The organism is Burkholderia sp. SR8, assembly GCF_052851275.1.
Genome location: NZ_JAULUC010000002.1, coordinates 1 through 19779, shown reverse-complemented (window position 1 = coordinate 19779; position 19779 = coordinate 1). Strand labels below are relative to the sequence as shown.

The window sequence follows — 19779 nt, the reverse complement described above, 5'->3', positions numbered from 1 at the left end:
CCTGTTCATGGATGCCTGCTCGCGGCGGATTTCAGATCGCCGGCGCCACGAGAAAGCGCGAGACCATGTTATAGGCGGCCACCGTGGCGACGGCTTCTACCGTCTGCCTTTCGCCGAAATACGACTTCAGTTCGGCGATCACGTCGGCATCGACGTTCACGTGCCGGGTCGACTGATCCGTCAGGCGAATCAATGCACACTCCGCGGCACCGAAGAGCGTGCTGTCAACTCTCACCCCCTTCAGCGCTTCGCTTTGCGCGTGTGTACCGCCGGCCGCCAGATAGGCCGGGTAATGAACGTTCCATTCGAAATCGGCACCGTTCAGCACGGCCACGCGCAGCATGATCAGTTCGCGGTGCACGAGCGGCAAACCGAAGTCGGCACGCACCCGGCGCAGCAGTTCGTTCCATCCCGTCGCCAGCGGCTCGTTTTTGAGCAGCACGCGGTCGATGCCGATCAATTCACCTCCCGGACGACGCGCACGCATCTCGGCAAGCAATATTTCGGGGGCTGGTTCCCCATCCTGCCAAGGGACGACTCTGACATCCGACATCTTTATCTCCAGAAGAAAATTTCGTTGATCCGCTATTGACGGCCGGTCGGACTATCGCGACATGGATAGGTTGGCCGATACAACGCGTGGTATCGTGCGAATGGGCTGATGTGAGACGCGGCTGGCGCGTTAGCATGATGTCCAGCGGAGGCGGCACCCGACCGTCACGCGGCACGGGCGCCTGGCCCTGACCGGTGTCAGGGTTTCATGACGTCACCGTCGTATAGCATCTCGTAGTGCTTCTGTCCGCCCGCCTTGAACGAGTGGAAGCCGTTCTGCAGGAATGCAGATACGAGATTGGCGCCCACCAGCGCGATGAAGAGCACCATCGCAAGCGAGCGAACTGCCGAGCGCGGGCGCTGCAACGTGTTCGCGGACGAGGTTGCGTTGGTCTGCGCGTGCAAGCACAGCATCAGTACGCAATACATGACCGCGGCCGTGAAGATCACATAAGTCCACGTGTACATGTGCAGACCCAGAATCGCCGAACCCGTCGGGATCGTATAGGAGGGCGCCTTTGCGAACATGAACAGGGCTGATCAGGCTACCAATCAGTGCGCCGACGGCGCTGACAAGATAGTTCCAGGCCTGGGCGCCGAAACGCAGATTCAGCAGCAGGCCGCTGCCGAAGATCATGAAGCCTACCCGGATCAGGTTGCAGAATGCGCAGGGGAGTTAGCCCAGCGCAAGCTGGAAGTAAAAGGCGGCGAGAAGCGTGATGGCGATGCCGAGTAGCGCTGCGCTGTCGAATGCTTCGAGACGATGTGCATCAAGCTTCATTACCATGACCCAACGTCATCAGATCCTTCATGTGATGGCTTCCGTGATGGACGGTCCACGCGACGACAAGTAATGCGCTCGCCGATCACATCAGCCTGGCGGCGGCCAAGTTGCGAAGCGATACGAGTGCTGCGGCGAACGCGAACAGCACCGGAATACAACCGATGAACATTCGAGACTTCTCCTCTTCCAGGACGACAAACGGAATTTTCGAAGAGGCAATTTATCGCCGCGCCGGCTCCTTGTATGTCGATAGGTCGTCAACCTGTACCGATGAATCGACAAGAACAAACAACTTCGGTGCAATCCCTGAAACGTCGACGTTTCCTGCCGTGTAAACGCGAAGGGCGGAGCCGCCGATCGGCAGCAGGATTGATGCATCCAGCCACGACAGCACGAGACTTCTGACGGCATCACATTTGCGACCGTCGATCAGTCAGAGGCGTCCGACTCGGGGCACCGGAATCCTGATGAGCAACCCGACGGTACGCACGACGAGATACCCGATCAGAAGATTGGTGCCGATGAACACGGGTAGCGCTAGTACCCGGGCCGATCCGACACCTGCCTGAGCCAGTTTCAGGCAGGTAACCAATGCAGCGTCGGCGCCGAACGTATAGGCCCAGTACGCAGGGACGAATGGTTGTGCGCGCAGCCAGGTGGCGAGCCGCAGGCCGAGCAGCAGCTGAAAGAGACCGTAGCCCCACAGCATGAGAATCCAGTGATCGGTGCTTCCGGGGGACAACGCCAGCCAGGCCATCGCGCATACAGCGGGCGGTGCCAGGTGAATGCCGATCAACGGGCGCTGCGATGCCGGCACTGCCGTCGGGTGCCACAGTCGCTGGACGACCAGCGACTCGAGCGCCACCCACGAGAAGACGCCCGCGCCGAGAAACAGCCATCCCCAATCCGGACGACCCAACGTACCAAGTACCGCCGCGCTGGTGAAGTTTCCTGCGACGGTCGGTAGATACACGGTGGGCAACGTGTCCTCCGAATTCCGCCCGCCTTGCCAGAGCGTGCCCGTGTGCCACAGACTGAATCCAATGTGCCACGCGATGCTGACGATGCATAATATCCACGCCAGCATCATCGAATACGGCTGGACCGCCATCGCGACAAGTGAAGAGGCTGCCGACATCAATGCCGGCGTGCCACCCTGCACGGGATGCAGAAATTCCGCTTTCACCTGCTCGAATTGACGAATGGCCTGGCGTACGTAACCGACGATTAGCACGGCCCATGTCAGTGCAGCGATAACCAGCAGCGTTTCGCCCACGAGTGGGGGTAGCGCCCATAGCCGCGCGGCCGCACGCCACGCCTGCCCAAGGCCGGCGAGACCTAGCACCATCCCGAAGTGCGACGCCGGGATCTTCACCGCTCGTGTGCTTGCCATGCCTGTTCCCGTTGGGGACCATCGCTTGCTTCAGCAGAGGACTCTTCGGCTATCGTGAGCACCATCCGGAATTTGACGTCGCCCGACTTCATTCTCCGGTAGGCCTCATTGGCCTGCTCCAGTGGCATGACTTCGATCATGGGGCGAATTCCGGTAAGCACGCTGAAGTCCAGCGCTTTCTCGCACTCGTAGGGCGAGCCCGTAATCGAACCTTGTACTGTCCGCTCGCCAACAACCAGTTGGCCTGATGTGATGGACAGCGGATCTTTGGTGACACCGAGCACGACCAGGCGGCCGGTCGGGGCAAGGCCCTCCAGCAGACCTGACACCGTATCGCTATTACCGATTGTGCTCACGATCGCGATTGCTCCGCCCATGCTTTGCAGACGGGTGGCGGCATGTTCCAGGCTGGTATCGATGTAGACGTGTGCGCCTAACGCCAGTGCGTCTGCGGCGATCTCTCCACGGCGGCCAATGGCGACGACCTTGAAGCCCATGTTGCGGGCATACTGCAACGCCATGTGCCCCAAACCCCCGACACCGAGAATGGCGACGACGTCGCCGGCCGTGGCGCCGCACTTCTTGAGTGCGTTGAACGTCGCAATCCCCGCGCAAAGCAGCGGGGCAGCCTCGACTGTGCCAAGTTCGTCCGGTATCGACACGAGCGCCGTGCCGCGTGCGAGCATCATCTCGGCATAGCCGCCGTCACAGGTCGCACCAACAACCGGTTGATTGCGGCAAAGCTGAAAGTGTCCCTGGCGACATTGAACGCACTCGTTGCAATAGCCGCCAAGCCGGCCGACACCGACGCGCTGTCCGACTTTCCAGCGCGACGGCACATTTGCACCGAGCGCGGCGATCCGTCCGATGATCTCGTGGCCGGGAACACGCGGTGGTTGCAAGGTCGGATCAGCGCGTTCAATGTCGGCGGCGTCAGCGCCGCATATCCCGCAAGCCTCGACTGAAATCAGCACTTCTCCGGCCGCTGGCGTGGGCGTCTTGCGTTGCACTAGTTCAAGAACGCCGGGGTGGGCGACCTGCATGGCTCTGTAATGGGTTTTCATGATCGTCTGTCCTCAATCGTGAATGGGACTCGGCGTGGAAAAGCAACGCCGTCCCGTTAGCCGAGCTTCGGCAATGCGTGCACACCCGCGCTTGCCGCTTCGATGGCGCCAGCGACATAGCCCGGAAACTGTTGTGACCATTCGCTCGCAATGCCGGTCAGACGCGTGTGCCAGACACCTGATGAGGCGGTTGCGGCAGGGGGGGCCATGTGGTGACCGTTGTCGTCGAGATCGGTAGCGGTGGCCGTGAAAGGATCCTGCGCCCAATCTTTGACGACGTCGAAAACGGGCGTCGCAGCGTCCGCGCCGAACAGGCGCACCAACTGTGCGCGGCAATGCGCGCGCAGTACGTCATCAGCCACGGTTCTGCGAACGCGCGCCGGAATACCGAAGAAGCCGAACAATGCCGCACTGGCACCGGGCATGGACGCGTCGTGGATCTCACCCAGCGGCCCCCGTGCACTTCGCGCCTCGCCGGACAATCCGTGCGCGCGCCAGAACGGGGTGTCATAGACGGCGATGTACTTGGCATGCGGCGCCATCCAGGTACTTGTCCCACGCCATTGCCTGGCCAGTGCCGTTGGTAATGGCGGAATAAACTCGATGCGTTCCTCGGCTAGCCGTGGAGGCATCGCCAACAATACGTGTTCGACGCGCCAGGTTGTCATGCCGTCCGCGGCACTTGTGCTGTCGATTTCTGCGTGAGTTTCGTTGCCGCGTATGCGCAGTACGGATTGGCCCGTGACGATGCGGGTTGTGTCGAGGCGGCGGTGCAGCGCGTCGATCAACGCGCTCATTCCGCCGACCACGCGCATTGACGTCGGCGTGTTCGCGTACCCCCGCATGCGGATGGGAGCGGCATTCGGCGAGCGTTCCACCATCATGTCGCCTGCTTCGTATTGCTCGAAACGCTGCAGGCCCAAATCGTGAATCAGGTGGTCCAGCCCAGGCTGGATCTGCGGCCAGAACCACGTTGGGCCGAGATCGAAACGATCCATGCCGTTAGACGCAGTCGCTGTTCCCCGAGCCAGGTGTTGCGAAGTGGATGCGATGCGACCGCCGAGTACCTCGCGCGCCTCGAGCAGCACGTAATCCCTTAGGCCTTGCTGCTCTAGCAGAAAGGCCGCGTAGAGGCCGCTGAGGCCTGCGCCAACGATGGCGATGCGCGCCGTTTGCATGCCTATACCTCCACCGTCATGCCGACCGGAAGGCCGGTCTTGAGATAGATGGTGGCCCCGCTGGCTCCGGCGACGATTTCCGGATACTTGCCCTTTGGTAAACGCATCCAGCTGCCTTTTGTGTGAGACTGAACTCCGTCTTCGATCTCCCCGGTCAGAACGAGCACTTCGGCGCAGTCTGTCGGTGCCGAAAACAGTGCTTCATGCGGTACCAGCCGCTGCAGACTGACCTGTTCGGTATCGTTTGTGAACAACGGGCAAATTTCTCGGCCGTCACGACGTCGCCAAGTAGTTGGGTCGTTGGTGTCTATGCGTACCCGCCGGTGCTCGATCGGGCGCATCTGCCGAAGCTTGACGAAGATGATCGCGCCGTCGCTGCTCGAAGGCTGGTGACTGGAGCCGGGCGGATTTCGTAGATACCAGCCTGCCGGGTAATGCGCACCGTCTTCCGAGAAGGTGCCGGATAGCACGAGGATCTCTTCACCCTCAGGATGCAGGTGGGCCGGGAAGCACGACGCGGGCGCGTACCGTACGATGCTCGTGGCGCGGGCTTGCTCTCCGCCCAGCCGATCCAGCATCACGCGCTCTATACCCGCTTGCGGCGAGGCGACCCATCGATACTGGTGAGGCGCGACGACGACACGGCGCGAGAAATCGGCGTTGACGAGCATGGATGCTGTTCCTGCGTGATGAACACTTGGCCAGCCGATCACCGATCGGCTGGCCAAGGTGCGTATTACTGATTGGACAGTTGCGCGTGTGCTTCAATGACGCGTGTCGAGTAGGTCAGCGCGGCCCCCGCGTTCAGCGCGATCGCGACGCCCAGCGCTTCGGAAATTTCCTCCAGCGTGGCGCCATGCTCGACCGCCTTTTTGGTGTGCACGGAAATGCAGCCGTCGCAGCGGGTGGTCACGGCCACGGCCAGCGCAATCAGTTCGTGGATCTTGGGATCCAGATGACCCGTCGTCGCGGCAGAATTGTCAATCGTAGCCAGGCCGCGCACCACGTCAGGGCTCTGTTTCGCGTAGTCGCCGACGCGCTCCATCAGGGTGGCGCGGTAGGCGTTCCAATCGTTCATCATGTCAAATTCTCCAAACTGATCCGAGGGCCGGGTGGGGGCCCAGCGGTGTGGCTATGCGACCTGGTAGATGCGCACGTCAGGCGCGGCATCCAGCAGCGGCTCAAGACCGACAACGACATCGGCGGTGAACAGCGCGCTTTGCAGATAGGACTTGGCGTGCTCCACGCTATCGAAGCCATGCAGCACTTGCACGTCTTCATCACGCAGGAGCAGTTCTTTCGATTTCGCTCCGACGACAGAGTCGAGGAAGGAAGCCTTGTACTTCCTGTAAATCTCGGCCGCTGCGGCGCGGTTGACGTCGGCAATCTTCAGCGTGATCTGCAAATAGACCATTTCGTTTCTCCTCATTAAGCGAGCATGCGTATTGAATTTTTGGCGTCGATCCGCGCGGTTCGATAGTCCGGATCGAACGGGGCAGGTGAGCACGTCGTGCTTCTGCCCACCGTCCATCAGTTGCGGCCGGCCATCACTCCACCATCCACGTCCCAGATTGCGCCCGTAACCCAGCTCGCCTTGTCCGACAGCAGGAACGCGACGACTTCGGCCACGTCTTGCGGCGTGCCGACCCGGCCGATCGGGTGGAAGCTGTTAAAGCCCTGCAACGCGTCGTGAACGTCGGCTTTCGGGATGAAGCCTTCGTAGATCGGTGTCTGGACGACCGCCGGCGACACCGCGTTGACGCGAATGTGCTTCGGGGCCAACTCCATCGCCAGGTGCTGCGTCAGCGAGTGCAAGCCGGCCTTCGCCATCGAATACGCTGACGAAGGCGTCGCGGCGATCGCCTGCTTCGCCCACATCGAGCCGACATTGACGATTGCACCCGGGCGGTCGTTGGCGACCAGGTTCGCGGCGACTTTCTGCGTAATGAAGAAGAACGCCTTGTTCAGCTTCATATACTGGTCGTAGTCCGCGTCCCCATGCTCGAGGAACGGCTTGGGGAAGAACACACCCGCGGCGTTGACCAGCAGATCGATATCCGTGTGTTGCTCGTCGAGCGTCTGAAGCAGTGCGGCGAGGCCATCGTCGCTGGACAGGTTCGCCATCAGCACCTCGACCGAGCCCAGCGCTGCCAGCTCCTTGCGTGCCGCGTCGGCCTTGTCAGCCCGATGCCCGACGATGACCGCGCTGCCGCCTTCGGCGAGAACCAGGCGGACCGTCTCCAGCCCCATTCCGCTGGTGCCGCCGACGACCAGCAGCTTCTTGCCGTGGAATTGACTGCTCATGGTGAAATCCGTTGAGAAGAAAAGCTATTGATAAAGGAAGCTCAGAATGAACCCTGACGCGGGCCCGCACGTCGCCGCATCGAGTAAAGAACTGACACGCAATGGATTCTTCGCCGATTCACTTTCGTCGGCAAACGAGATAAAGTGTTCTTCATTGAAAGAAAATCTTTATCGCCATGAAGTCGCCCGTCCACCTGAATGCATTACGTGCCTTTGAGGCAAGCGCTCGTCATCAGAGCTTTTCGGCCGCTGCGGCCGAACTACATGTGACGCCCGCGGCCGTTGGCCAACTCGTACGCGGGCTGGAGGAATGGCTGGGTACGCCGCTATTCCGCCGCGGCTCCAGTGGGCGCCTTCGACTCGTGCCGACCGAGGCCGCCGAACGAGCGCTACCGGATATCCGCGCCGGCTTCGACAGGCTGACGGTTGGTCTGGAGCGGTTGAAGGAGGGATCCGCGAGCGGGGTGCTCACCGTGGCGATCAGCCCGGCTTTTGCGGCCAAGTGGCTGTTGCCGCGGATCGAGCGCTTTCAGAGCGCGTGGCCAGAAACGGATGTGAGACTAGACACCAACCTCAAGCCGGTAGATTTCGTTACGCAGCAGATCGATATCGGCGTGCGCTATGGAACGGGAAATTGGCCGGGGCTTGTTGCGGAGAAGCTCATGGACGAAGATGTCTATCCCGTGTGCTCGCCCGAACTGCTACGCGGACGTTCGCCGCAAAAGCCGGCTGATCTGGCCCGGGAGACCTTGATTCACGACCTGTCGATGGATAGCCGCACGGGCTTTCCCGCTTGGGATACGTGGCTTCAGAAAGCCGGTGTGATGGATGTCGCGACCGGGCGCGGGATGCAGATCAACAATTCTGCCGCGGTCCTTCAGGCCGCAATTGACGGGCACGGCGTTGCGCTTGCACGTAGTGTCATGGCGCGCGACGATCTCGCAGCCGGACGTCTAGTGCGACTCTTCCCAGAAATATCGTACGCTTCGCCGCTGGCTTACTACGTTGTGTTTCGCGAAGAGTGCTCTAGTCTCGCGAAACTCGTGGCTTTTCGAGATTGGCTGCTCAAGGAAGCGGCGTCGTAGCGAATGGCCTCGCACGGCCCTTAGCCAAGAGTACGATGGCCAAGCGTAGTACGTTGCCGTTGACGCGGGCGAATGGCATCAGGATTTCATCGTGCAAATTAGCGCGCCTTGCACGGACAGATTACTACGAGCGCGGAGCGGCTACGCGGGTATCTCCGCCTCGTTGGAGTAGCCGGAGACGAACGGTTTCAGCATGCTCGTTTCAGCATCGAAGACGTGCCGCGAAATCCTCCCGATGTTTCCGCCGTAGATATGGATGCTGATTGAGATGCGATCCTCATACATGTTGGAGACCCGGTGAATATCGCCGGTCTTTGGTGAAATGCTTTCGACAATGCCGGGTTCCAGATACTCAACTCCGACGGACCGCATGGGTTGGCTGGGCAGCCCCAGTTCAAATGACTCTGCGCGCTCCCCACCTCGCAGCATGCCGATCAGTGCCCAGACCGTGTGGTTGTGAATCGGAGTCTTCTGCCCCGGCCCCCAAACGAAACTGACGACCGAGAATCGATTGGCCGGATCAGCATGCAGAAGGTACTGCTGATAGTACTGAGGATGGGGGCGAGCGTATTCATCCGGAAGCCAGTCATCGTGACGGACGATGTCAGCAAGGAGTTCGCGACCTTTGCTGAGCAATTGCTGCTCGTCGTTCGAGAGATTGTCAACGAGCTTTGTGAATTCGTGGACGAAGCGATCGAAGCGAGGCGATGAAACGGGCATCGGGTGTCTCCGGACATTGGCTATTGGCGTGGCCATCCCAACTTCTCTCTGCAAGGCCTATTTAGCTTCACGATGGGGGCCATGACTGATTCTTCTCCAACCCGTCATCATCAGCAATTGAATCTGACTTCAACTTCCGCGTCGCCTGTGGCTGTTCCCTGCCGATTTGCGAAATAGCTACCGAGACGTTGGTTTGATGCTTGCTTGATGTCGCCGAGTTTCTTGCCAAAATGCGCGTGCGACTGGTGAAAGGCGGTTCTCGTTGAGGCATACCAGTCCGATACGCCGCGAAGTACTTGGCGAAATAGGGCGGAAGACCGTACCGTTGTACTGGTTGGGAAGGGCGAGCTTCGCGAGAACCGAAATTCCTTTCCCGCCTGCGATCAGCTCCAGTATCGACATCAACTGGAGAAGTTCGTACGCCACTCGCGGATGCAGGTTGTTTCTCGCGAACAACTTGGTGACCAGTGTCTGCGATCCGGCGCGAGTCAGGATGAAAGGGTCCATCGTCAATTCCTTGAGCGGTACGACATCCAGTTTCGCGAGCCGATGGTCGGCGGGAAGCACGGCGACGAGTTCGTCAACGGCAAGAGTTTGCGAATCGAAATCCGACTTTGGAAGCGTGACTGCGGCGAGTTCCAGCCGCCGCTCGATCAAATCTCGCGACGTTTGTTCATCCGGCTTCTCCGTCACCATGACGTCAACGCCGGGATAGCGTGCCTTGAAACGATCGAGCAGCGGTGGAAGAACCCTCGTCGTGGCGCTCGCTCCGAATGAACCCAGACGCAGCAAGCCGGTTTTCAGTTCCGCCCCCGCCAGCGCCGTCGCCTGAACCAATTGAAGCGATGCAAAAACATCTCGCACGTGAGGGAGAACATGTTCTCCCGTATAGGTCAGTGCGACGCCGGATGCATTCCGGTCGATCAATTCCGTACCCAGCGCTGTCTCCAGCGCGCGCAACGCGTGACTGGTAGCTGACGGCGACATGCCGAGCTTCGCTCCGGCACCGGCTATTCCGTCGGAGGAAGTCAGGGCAAGCAGAAGCTCGAGTTGCCGGAGGGTCGGGGACGTTGTGCCAAGTCGACGCGCCATTGAATTTCCCTTCAAGTCATTGTCGATTACATGAATCCTATTTGCCAATCATCTCGCTTGCAAGTTGATCCCGAAAGGTACGTCGATTGGGGCCACATGGGACGAGCGCGGCAGTCGGTCAGCCTAGTCTTAGACTTGATATTAAATTCAATTGTTCATGAATTTGATGAAACGTACGATAACTGCAGGCTCCGAAAACAGCCAACCGTTGCCACGCAATGGCGTTTTGGTAGTTGCCGGAGCCTCAAATTCAAGGAAAAGGAGGCATACAGATGTCTACTTGCGCGATCCAAGACTTGTACACCCCGGAGTTTGCTCACTGTTATGGCTGCGGACCTGAAAACCAGCACGGCCATCACCTGAAGAGCCACCTAGTCGGTGACCAGACAGTCGCGAGGTTTACGCCCGAAGCTCAATACAGCGGAGGCGTTCCGGATCACGTGTACGGCGGGATGATCGCGTCGCTACTCGACTGTCACGGCGCCGCGTCGGCTGCGGCATTCGCTTACCAGAGCGAGGGGCGTGAGATCGGCGAGGGGCCGCAGTCGATTCGCTTCGTGACGGCGTCGCTGAAGATCGACTTCAAGCGACCCACTCCGCTCGGCGTCGAACTCGTCGTAACCGGCACGCTTCGGTCTCTGGAGGGGCGCAAGGCGTGGATCGACCTGACATTGACAGCGAGTGGCGTCACATGCGCTGTCGGCGAAATGCTGGCAATTCGGCTGCCGGAGCGAAGCGCCAATTAACCGAGCTTTGGTTGCTGGTTCACGGAACCTTACAAAATAGATAATAAGAAATACTGAATGTGGTGATGTGAGTCTCGATGCGTTGCCACGCTCGTACACAAAGGAGACAACATTGAGCGCTTTAGCTGATTTGGTATCGCCCGTTGAATCCGCTGGCAAGATTCCATTCACTCGATATGACATGGGATGGGTCATCCTTTGCATCGGTATGGCGATTGGCGCTGGCATCGTCTTTCTGCCGGTCCAGGTAGGGATCACCGGCGTGTGGGTGTTTGCCGCATCGGTAGCACTCGCTTATCCGGCGTTGTACATGATGCAGAAACTGTACCTGCAGACCCTGTCTGAAAGCACTGAGTGCGAAAACTATGCGGGAATCATCTCGCAGTACTTTGGCAAGAATTGGGGAATCGTGCTCGCCATCGTGTACTTCCTTATGCTGCTCAAGGGCATGCTCACGTACTCGCTGGCAGTCACCTTCGACACGGCCAAGTACCTGCAAAGCTTCGGTGTAACGACTAGGTTGCTTTCCGACAGCCCGCTATTCTCGCTATCACTTCTGTGCGGGCTGGTGCTCATCGCGGCGCAGGGCGAGAAGCTGATATTCAAGGTGTCCGGCCCGCTGGTGATCTTTAAGCTCGGCGTGGTTGTCCTTCTTGGTGTGGTAATGATCCCACATTGGGATATTCGTGCGAACTTGCCGCCATTACCCGAACTCAAGCGCTTCGTTGTGGACACCATCTTGACCGTTCCCTTCACGTTGTTTTCTATTCTGTTCGTGCAGATCCTCAGTCCAATGAATGTGGCGTTCCGCAGGGTAGAGAAAGACCCGTGTGTTGCGACGTACCGAGCTGTTCGGGCCAACCGTATTGCATACGCGGTACTGGTCATTGCGGTCCTCTTCTTTGCAACCTCGTTTTCACTTTCCATCTCCCATGAACAGGCGTTGTCGGCCAAGGCGCAGAACATTTCGGCCCTGGCGTTGGCGGGTAGCGTTATGCCGGGGAACGCTGTGCTGTATATGACGACGGCTCTTAACGTGTTCGCCATTTTGACTGCATTTCTAGGGATCTACTTGGGGTTCGAGGAATCGATCAAAGGTATGGTGTTGAATATTCTCGCGCGCTTCGTTCCACAAGAGCGTATCGACTCCCGCGTCGTATCCGTTTGCGTGTGCGTATTCATCGTGCTCGGTTTGTGGGTCTGGGTGCAGACACGCTTCTCGATTCTGCTCTTGCAACAGCTTGCCTCTCCGATCTATGGCATCGCGTCGTTCATCATTCCGTGCGTGCTCGTGTGCAAGGTACCCGCCCTTAAGAAGTATCGATCTTACCGCTTGTTGCTCGTGTTTCTGTTTGGCGTCGTTGTGAGCCTGTCGCCCGTACTCAAGGCGCTGGGGTACTGATGCGGTTTGCAACCCACGCCAGACCGAAAGAGGATGAAAGATTATGACTCAAGTGATGAACACGTCCCCGGCCGAGAGGCCCCGATTCGACTTCGATACCGTCGTGGACCGTAGTCGAAGCAATTCGATGAAGTGGGGCGATCCGTCAGGTTTCATGAGCGCTGAACAGGCACGAGCCGAGCCTTTGCCGATGTGGGTTGCGGATATGGACTTCAGGTCGCCGCCTGCGGTGAGCGAGGCGCTGTACGATGCGGTGGCGCACGGTATTTATGGGTATCCCGCCGGGCCGACGAAGGGTTACCTCGATGCAGTGACGGGATGGCAGCGCAAGCGCTTCGGCTGGGACGTGCGTCCGGAGTGGGTGGTGCCAGTCGCGAGCGTCGTCGCCGCAATCAAGATCGTCGTGCAGGCGTTCTCGCAGCCGGGCGACTCGGTGCTGATCCAGCCGCCGGTATATGTGCATTTCCACAATGACGTCGTGATCAATGGTCGACACGTCGCCGCGGCGCCACTCCAGTTCGATGGTGTGCGATACCGCTTCGATGCGAAGGTGTTCGAAGACGCGATTCGCGACAACACAAAGGTTTTCATCCTCTCGAACCCGCACAATCCCACGGGCAATGTGTGGACAGAAGACGAACTGCGCACAATGGGCGAGATCTGCCTCAAGCATGGTGTGCTGGTTCTGGCCGACGAAATCCATTGCGATTTCGTGCTGACTGCGAACCGGAAGCATACGCCGTTTGCATCGATCGATGCCAGGTTCGCCCGTAACAGCATCACGTGCACGTCCGCGAGCAAGACCTTCAATCTTGCAGGACTGCAATGCGGAAACATGTTCATTGCCGACAAGGCAAAGCGGGATGAGGTCGTGCGAACCATCGACAGGAACCACAACACGCGCATCAACCTGCTCGGAATGGTCGCGACGGAAGCCGCTTTTGCGCACGGCGCCGAGTGGGTGGACGCGCTCGTGAACTACGTTTCGCAGAACCAGAAGCACTTTGCCGATCGCATCAATGCACTCGATGCGGGCGTCAGCGTGATCGATATGGATTCGCTTTACCTAGCCTGGATGGACTGCCGTGGCCTGGGAATGTCGCCAGATCAGCTGGAGGACTTCATGCTTGTGAAGGCACGGGTGTGGCTGGACAAGGGGCCCAAGTTTGGAGCAGAGGGGTGCGGATTCATGCGGGCAAATCTCGGCTGTTCGCGACAAACGGTGGACTTGGCGATCGAACGCATCTCCAGAGCACTTGCAGGACGTTGAGCAGCATCGGCGGTTCAGTTTGCCTAGGTGCGCCGACTGAGAGCGTTCGCGAGGGTTGATGGGCGACCTACCTATTGCGGCCGCCCTGCGATGCAGGGCCGACATGCGGCTCACTATTGAAGTTCAGTTCAATTGTTTGTGAGAAACGTGATCTATACGATATCAACTTAGGAGGAAGACGATGGATCGGGTTGTCTTTTCACGCGGTTCGGGATGGGCAGGAGGCTGCACCGTCCAGTCTGCCGAACAACGCTCGAACGGCGGTGTTGCATGACGGCAGATCGAAAGACGGCGTTGACCGGAATCAAGGTACTGGACCTATCCCGCATCCTGGCAGGGCCCAGTGCAGCCCAGCTTCTAGGAGACCTGGGCGCCGATGTCGTCAAGGTCGAAAAGCCCGATGAAGGGGACGACACGCGCAAATGGGGGCCACCGTATGTACGCGGGACGTCCGGCGAGGAAACCGATGAAAGTGCTTACTACCTCTCGGCCAATCGCAACAAGCGGTCGATCGCCATCGACCTCGGGTCGGATTCGGGCAGGGAGCTCCTGCATCAGCTGATTGCACAGGCCGATGTGCTGGTGGAGAACTACAAGGTGGGCGGCCTCGCCAAGTACGGCCTGGCATATGAGCAAATCAAGGATCGCTATCCGCGCCTGATCTACTGCTCGGTTACCGGCTTCGGGCAAACGGGGCCGTACGCGACCCGGCCCGGCTACGACTTTCTGATCCAGGGGATGGGGGGGATCATGAGCTTGACCGGTGTACCGGACGGGGAGCCGATGAAGGTGGGCGTCGGGATTGCTGACGTGATGACGGGCATGTATGCGACGGTCGGGATCCTGGCCGCCCTGCACCATCGCGAGCGAACTGGCGAAGGGCAGCACATCGACATTTCCCTGCTCGATACGCAGATCGCATGGCTCGTCAACGCGGGGACGAATTATCTGGCCGACAGGAAGGTTCCGCCGCGTCTGGGAAACGGTCATCCGAATATCGTTCCGTACCAGGTGTTCCAGACAGCTGACGCACCAATGATTCTCGCCGTTGGAAACGACGCCCAGTTCCGCCGGTTTTGCGAGGTCGCCGGCGTCGACAAGCTGGCGTCAGATGAACGCTACGCGACAAATCCGATGCGGATCCGTCATCGAGTCGAACTGTGTGAGCTCGTTGACAAGGCGCTGAGAGGCAGGCGTCGTGCGGCCTGGTTGCAAGCGCTCGAGGCGGTGGGTGTCCCGTGCGGTCCGGTGAACAATCTCCAAGACGTGTTCGCCGATCCCCATGTCAAGGCCCGCGGCGCCGAACTGAAGATGCCGTGCGACTGGGCGATGGACGGAGAGATTGGTCTCCTCGCCAACCCGTTGAAGATGTCCGCAACGCCGCCGAGCTACAGGCGACCGCCGCCGCGGCTCGATGAGCATGCTGAAGAAGTCCTGATGGATTGGCTTGCAAACGATCGAACAATCTAGGAGACGCCATGTACGAACTGACCCCCGAACAACTGAAACTGCAGGCGCAGGCGCGTGAGCTTGCGCAATCTGTGTTCGCGCCCACGGCTTCGAATACCGACCTCACCGAAGGGTATCCGTGGGACAACGTCGCAGCGTTGCGCGATGCAGGATTCATGGGGATGACTCTGCCCAGTAGTATTGGCGGACGTGGTCTTTCCTACTTGGATACCGTGGTTGTCATTGAAGAGATGGCCAAGGCGTGCGCGACCATGGGCCGCATCACCGTCGAGGCGAACATGGGTGCGATCGGTGCCATTGCGAAGTACGGTACGGACGCGCAACTGAAGGTGGCCGCTGACCTCGTGCTGGCGGGAGACAAACCGGCAATCTGCATCTCGGAGCCTAATGCCGGTAGCGCCGCCAGCGAGATGACGACGCGTGCCGACAAGAAAGGGGATGACTACATCCTGAACGGCGAGAAGTACTGGATTACCGGCGGTGGTGTTTCGAAGTTGCACCTCATCTTCGCGCGGGTATTCGACGACGGTGTCGAGCAGGGCATTGGGGCGTTCATCTGCGTCCGAGACGGCAACACACCCGCTGAACTCGTCGTTGGCCGCAGGCTGTACGCCATGGGCGTACGGGGCATTCCGGAAACGCATCTCGAGTTCCATGACCTCAAGGTACACAAGTCGATGCTGGTGATGCCTCCCGGCGGCCTGAAGCGTGGTTTCGCATCGTTGATGACTGCCTACAACGCCCAGCGTGTCGGCGCGGGAACGGTTGCGCTAGGTATCGCCCAAGGCGCCTTCGAGGAGGGCATGGCTTACCTCAAGTCCAGGCAGCAGTTCGGTCGGCCTATTGCCGAATTCCAAGGATTGCAGTGGATGCTAGCGGACATGTCGACTCAACTGGAAGCCGCGCGCTTGCTGTTGCGGTCAGCGGCTGCCAGCGGTGTGGACTTTCCCGATATCGACAAGGCGGCGCGGGCGAAGATCTTTGCGGCGGAAACGGCCAATAAGGTCACCAACGACGCGCTGCAATTCTACGGATCGTCTGGTTACGGGCGGCATAACGCGATGGAGCGGCATGTGCGCGATGCGCGCATGTTTACCATTGCTGGCGGCACTGCGCAGATTCTGCGGACCCAGGTCGCTGCAACGTTGCTTGGAATGAAACTGCCGCAGACGCGCGAAGGCTACATGCGAGCCGCACAGCACAACTCCGCATGATGAAGAGGTGATGCGCGAGCTGGTTCGCCGGCTCGCTTCGGATGTTTCGATGGCCCGCGCCTCGCTTATACGACCCGACGACGCGCATGAGTCTGCCCGTCGTCGATCATGGACTTCAATACACTGACGATCATCGTGTCTTTTTTGTCTCGCCACTGCGCACGCCGCTCTGTAATGCCCATCTGTATTCCGACGCGGAGGCGGCCATGAATCGTCAACTCCTTTTGTGCCTGAGTCGTGCCGGTACCTGCATGGGCACGATGGCTTTCGCGGGTGCATTACCGGTATTACGCGCGGCATGGCACATGGATGCCGCAACCGCAGGTTCGATACAGTCAGCATTCAATCTGTCCAATGCATTGGCGTTGCTGGTGACCGCATGGCTCTCCGATAGTCTTGGGGCTAAACGCGTCTATCTAACCAGTATGTGGGCGGGTGCTGTGGCGTTGATGCTCTTCGCGATCTTTGCCCGGTCGCCGCACAGCGCGCTGCTACTTATCGTGCTGGTCGGGCTGACACAAGGTGGTGCGTATGCGCCAGCACTGCTGCTAATCGCAGATTTGAGTCCGACAGCCGAACGAGGGCGAGCGATGGGGCAGATATTAGCCGCTGCGTCGCTGGGCTATCTGCTCTCGGTGTTTCTCTCGATGTGGGCGGCGAGTGCCTATGGTGCGGCGGCAGGATTCGGCATTTGCGCCATAGGCGCGCTAATGGGTGCGGTGTTCGGGCAAATCGGCCTCATCGGAGTCGAGAATCGACAACACAGGTCCGCGCGAGCCGCATCTTCGGCCAGGATCGAGTGGCGGCGCGTGTTTGGCCCCGCGTCTCTATGCCTTCTGATTGGCTATGTTGCGCATTGCTGGGAGTTACTTGGAAGCTGGGCGTGGACGCCCACGTTACTGGCGACGGCACTTCGCCCCTGCGGATTTGGCGCGATGACGACAAGCCTGATCGTCGCGTGCACGATTCATCTATCGGGCATGATTGCAACCGGGGTCGTCGGCGCGCTGTCTGATCGCTGCGGACGGGCGCGCGTACTCATTTGCGTCGGCGCGATCGGCGCGCTGTGCTCGATGCTCATCGGGTGGTCGGAGCAGTGGGGCACTCGCTGGGTCGTGGCCCTGGGGGCGGTCGGTAGCTTCTTTATTCTCGCTGATTCGGGCGTGCTTTCAGCGGCGATGACCGAAGAGATCCCCGCTGCGTACCTTGGGCGCGTGATGGGAGTCAGATCGATCCTCGGATTCGGCATCGGTGCGTTTGCGCCGATGACGTTCGGAGCGACGCTTGACTGGACTCATCAGTGGGGATGGGCGTATATGCCGCTTGCCGCTGGCGGGCTCGTAGCGTCCGTTGCCGCGCTAGCGCTTCAAAAAAACGGGCAGTCGGCCACTGTCGGTGCCGGCGGGTCGTCGACGTCGATCGCACGATAAGCAAAGCATCGGCCTATCCCAAGGATTCGAATCCTCAGCCGGAGCTTTGAACGTTGATGACTGGTTTCCGGAGCCCATTACTGATGTCCAATCCTAAACTCAATAGCTCTGTCGTGCGACTGGCTATCGCACAGGCGCTGGCAGGTGCGAATTCGACCGTTGTCTATGCGACCGGCGCGATCATCGGCAATCTTCTTGCTCCGAGCCCCGAACTGGCGACCTTGCCGATATCTGTGTTCGTCGTCGGGATGGCGCTGACGACGCTGCCGGTTGGTATGTTGGCGCGGAGCTACGGCCGGCACGTCGCCTTCCTGTTCGGCAATCTGTGCGGAGTCGTCGCTGGATTGGGCGCCGCGGTGGCCCTTGTGATCCAGTCCTTCCCGTTATTTTGCTTCGCGTTGCTGTTCGGTGGCGCGTATGCGGCTGTTGTACTGACTTTCCGCTTCGCAGCTGCCGAATGTGTGGACGAGGAGCATCGTCCACGGGCATTGTCGGCGGTTCTCGCAGGCGGCGTCGCTGCAGGGGTGCTCGGACCACAGTTGGTCACCGGCACGATGAATTTGTGGTCACCGCACATTTATGCGGTGACCTATATTACTGCGGCCGGCGTAGCCGTATTGTCCGCCATCGTATTAGCGGGCGTGAAATCCGAGCGCAAGCCATCTAACCCTGACCGCGCATCCGGCCGCCCGATTGCGACGATTCTGGCTCAGCCGCGTTTTATTGTGGCGATGCTCTGCGGCATCGTGAGCTATACGATGATGAACTTCATGATGACGTCGGCGCCGCTCGCCATGGAGCTATGCGGCATCTCTCGGGCGAATGCGAACGTCGCCATTGAGATTCATGTGATAGCGATGTATGCGCCGAGCTTCTTTACCGGTCGCCTGATATCGCGTTTCGGCGCGCTGAACGTAACGCTGGCTGGTCTCGCGCTAATCGCGCTTGCCGCGTTGGCGGGTCTGGCAGGAATGACGGTCAATCACTTCTGGGTTGCGCTGCTGCTGCTCGGTGCGGGCTGGAACCTCGGATTTCTTGGCGCGTCGGCGCAGGTTCTGGCTTGCCATCGGCCTGAAGAAGGGGCACGCGTGCAGTCGCTCAACGACTTCGTCGTATTCGGTGCGATGGTCGTCGGTTCTTTCGTGTCGGGCAGCCTGTTGAGCGAATTCGGGTGGTCGCTTGTATCGGCCTTGATTCTGCCGCCGGTGGTCGTGGCGATAATCGGCGCGATTTGGATGAAATCGTCACTGCGCTCATTGGCCGGCGCCGCAGAGCGTAGCTGAGCGATCGACGGCGCAGGTGGACAGCCGGCACCGGCGCCGCGATTCTCGAGGACCGTTAACGCGGTACCGCAGCCAACACGCTCCGTGTCGATACAAGAGTTATTGGCAACGTGGAGAATCGACGCATTCTTCGACGAGGCGTGACCTGCCCCGTGCACGAGATCGTCCAATTGTGATGGTGACACCGCAACTGGATCACTACCCATACCTTGACGCTTTTCGTTCTGTCCTCTCGGTCTGACGGGGCTTTTTTTGCGGCAAGGGATTGAGAGTCGTATTGCACACGGAGCGACAGGCCGATGCGCCCAGGTCATGTGGAATCTGGGTCGATCGATGCAAATTCCTGCTGGAATCGGTTCAACCGCGCATTGGCCCATGTGTGGACGGCAAGCGAGAGCGACTGAATAGCGGGTCTTCCCGTCGTCATTTCCGCTTCGATTACGCGAATGGCGTCTTCGGTCTCTCTCGGCCGTCCGGACAGTGCCAATAACGTGTCCGGGCATTTTTGTGCAGTTCAATAGCGATAATGCAATGCAGCATTAGATCCAATAGACGAACTGCATCGCCAAGACGTAGCTGCACTTGCCGTGCGATCGATCGTGGTCAGGAACACCCAGGGCGATTTGCTGCGTCTGATACCCCGCGCACGGAAGCAATCAAGTGCCATGCCCCATGCCCCCGGGGAAAACCCGACCACCGCACAGCGCGATTTCTCGTTGACACGTCGAATTTTGCCCTTCTAATATGCACACAACGCTGCACACAATAAAACACACATCGATGTGTGGAGAG

The 19779-nt window shown here is 59.6% G+C and carries 20 protein-coding genes; 9 read left to right on the top strand and 11 right to left on the bottom strand.

Going from position 1 to position 19779, the window contains the following annotated elements; all coding sequences use genetic code 11:
• Window positions 1-31 precede the first annotated feature (31 nt).
• A complete protein-coding gene (locus Q3A80_RS02380) occupies window positions 32-553 on the bottom strand; it encodes a carboxymuconolactone decarboxylase family protein (protein ID WP_446327497.1) in 522 nt (173 codons plus the stop codon).
• A 197-nt stretch (window positions 554-750) separates the two neighbouring features.
• On the bottom strand, window positions 751-1080 hold the full coding sequence (locus Q3A80_RS02375; protein WP_446327496.1) for a hypothetical protein: 330 nt from the start codon (window positions 1078-1080) through the stop codon (window positions 751-753).
• Between Q3A80_RS02375 and Q3A80_RS02370 the strand changes: the two genes are divergently transcribed.
• On the top strand, window positions 1079-1288 hold the full coding sequence (locus tag Q3A80_RS02370; RefSeq protein WP_446327495.1) for a hypothetical protein: 210 nt from the start codon (window positions 1079-1081) through the stop codon (window positions 1286-1288). The two genes, Q3A80_RS02375 and Q3A80_RS02370, sit on opposite strands and share 2 nt — an antisense overlap.
• Window positions 1289-1769: 481 nt before the next feature.
• On the opposite strand, the gene tehA is transcribed toward Q3A80_RS02370, so the two are convergent.
• The 7 genes from tehA to Q3A80_RS02335 form a co-directional block, all read right to left on the bottom strand.
• On the bottom strand, window positions 1770-2729 hold the full coding sequence (gene tehA, locus Q3A80_RS02365) for a dicarboxylate transporter/tellurite-resistance protein TehA (RefSeq protein ID WP_446327494.1): 960 nt from the start codon (window positions 2727-2729) through the stop codon (window positions 1770-1772).
• Window positions 2708-3793, bottom strand: coding sequence for an alcohol dehydrogenase (locus Q3A80_RS02360; RefSeq protein ID WP_446327493.1), 1086 nt, complete (start codon window positions 3791-3793; stop codon window positions 2708-2710). Before Q3A80_RS02360 ends, tehA begins: the two co-directional genes overlap by 22 nt.
• Window positions 3794-3849: 56 nt before the next feature.
• Window positions 3850-4971 carry a flavin monoamine oxidase family protein gene (locus tag Q3A80_RS02355; protein WP_446327492.1) on the bottom strand — a complete coding sequence of 374 codons (1122 nt, stop codon included), beginning with the start codon at window positions 4969-4971 and terminating at the stop codon, window positions 3850-3852.
• A gap of 2 nt (window positions 4972-4973) precedes the next feature.
• A complete protein-coding gene (locus Q3A80_RS02350) occupies window positions 4974-5642 on the bottom strand; it encodes a cupin domain-containing protein (RefSeq protein ID WP_446327491.1) in 669 nt (222 codons plus the stop codon).
• A gap of 65 nt (window positions 5643-5707) precedes the next feature.
• Window positions 5708-6052: a carboxymuconolactone decarboxylase family protein gene (locus Q3A80_RS02345; protein ID WP_446327490.1), complete on the bottom strand. Its 345-nt coding sequence runs from the start codon at window positions 6050-6052 to the stop codon at window positions 5708-5710.
• 51 nt (window positions 6053-6103) lie between these two features.
• Window positions 6104-6385: a hypothetical protein gene (locus tag Q3A80_RS02340; protein WP_446327489.1), complete on the bottom strand. Its 282-nt coding sequence runs from the start codon at window positions 6383-6385 to the stop codon at window positions 6104-6106.
• Window positions 6386-6501: 116 nt separating this feature from the next.
• Entirely contained in the window at window positions 6502-7275 is a 774-nt protein-coding gene (locus Q3A80_RS02335; protein WP_446327488.1) for an SDR family NAD(P)-dependent oxidoreductase, read from the bottom strand.
• A gap of 176 nt (window positions 7276-7451) precedes the next feature.
• Here Q3A80_RS02335 and gcvA point away from each other — a divergent pair, with 176 nt between their 5' ends.
• Window positions 7452-8360 (top strand): transcriptional regulator GcvA, encoded by a 909-nt coding sequence (gcvA, locus tag Q3A80_RS02330; protein ID WP_446327487.1) that lies wholly within the window; start codon window positions 7452-7454, stop codon window positions 8358-8360.
• A gap of 141 nt (window positions 8361-8501) precedes the next feature.
• Here the strand turns inward: gcvA and Q3A80_RS02325 are convergent, their stop codons facing one another.
• Both Q3A80_RS02325 and Q3A80_RS02320 read right to left on the bottom strand, forming a co-directional pair.
• The gene (locus Q3A80_RS02325; protein ID WP_446327486.1) at window positions 8502-9080 is read right to left on the bottom strand and encodes a cysteine dioxygenase; all 579 of its coding nucleotides are present in this window, start codon (window positions 9078-9080) and stop codon (window positions 8502-8504) included.
• A gap of 177 nt (window positions 9081-9257) precedes the next feature.
• Window positions 9258-10187: a LysR family transcriptional regulator gene (locus tag Q3A80_RS02320; protein ID WP_446327485.1), complete on the bottom strand. Its 930-nt coding sequence runs from the start codon at window positions 10185-10187 to the stop codon at window positions 9258-9260.
• Window positions 10188-10444: 257 nt separating this feature from the next.
• Between Q3A80_RS02320 and Q3A80_RS02315 the strand changes: the two genes are divergently transcribed.
• From Q3A80_RS02315 to Q3A80_RS02285, 7 genes are all read left to right on the top strand, one after another.
• Window positions 10445-10918, top strand: coding sequence for a PaaI family thioesterase (locus Q3A80_RS02315; RefSeq protein ID WP_446327484.1), 474 nt, complete (start codon window positions 10445-10447; stop codon window positions 10916-10918).
• 112 nt (window positions 10919-11030) lie between these two features.
• The gene (locus tag Q3A80_RS02310) at window positions 11031-12320 is read left to right on the top strand and encodes an amino acid permease (protein WP_321803485.1); all 1290 of its coding nucleotides are present in this window, start codon (window positions 11031-11033) and stop codon (window positions 12318-12320) included.
• Between the two features lie 55 nt (window positions 12321-12375).
• Window positions 12376-13590 carry a MalY/PatB family protein gene (locus Q3A80_RS02305; RefSeq protein ID WP_446327483.1) on the top strand — a complete coding sequence of 405 codons (1215 nt, stop codon included), beginning with the start codon at window positions 12376-12378 and terminating at the stop codon, window positions 13588-13590.
• A 270-nt stretch (window positions 13591-13860) separates the two neighbouring features.
• A complete protein-coding gene (locus tag Q3A80_RS02300; protein ID WP_446327482.1) occupies window positions 13861-15060 on the top strand; it encodes a CaiB/BaiF CoA transferase family protein in 1200 nt (399 codons plus the stop codon).
• 8 nt (window positions 15061-15068) lie between these two features.
• Window positions 15069-16274, top strand: coding sequence for a 3-sulfinopropanoyl-CoA desulfinase (gene acdA / locus Q3A80_RS02295; RefSeq protein ID WP_446327481.1), 1206 nt, complete (start codon window positions 15069-15071; stop codon window positions 16272-16274).
• A gap of 86 nt (window positions 16275-16360) precedes the next feature.
• Entirely contained in the window at window positions 16361-17704 is a 1344-nt protein-coding gene (locus Q3A80_RS02290; protein WP_446327480.1) for an MFS transporter, read from the top strand.
• Between the two features lie 83 nt (window positions 17705-17787).
• Window positions 17788-18987 (top strand): MFS transporter, encoded by a 1200-nt coding sequence (locus Q3A80_RS02285; protein ID WP_446327479.1) that lies wholly within the window; start codon window positions 17788-17790, stop codon window positions 18985-18987.
• Window positions 18988-19779 lie beyond the last annotated feature (792 nt).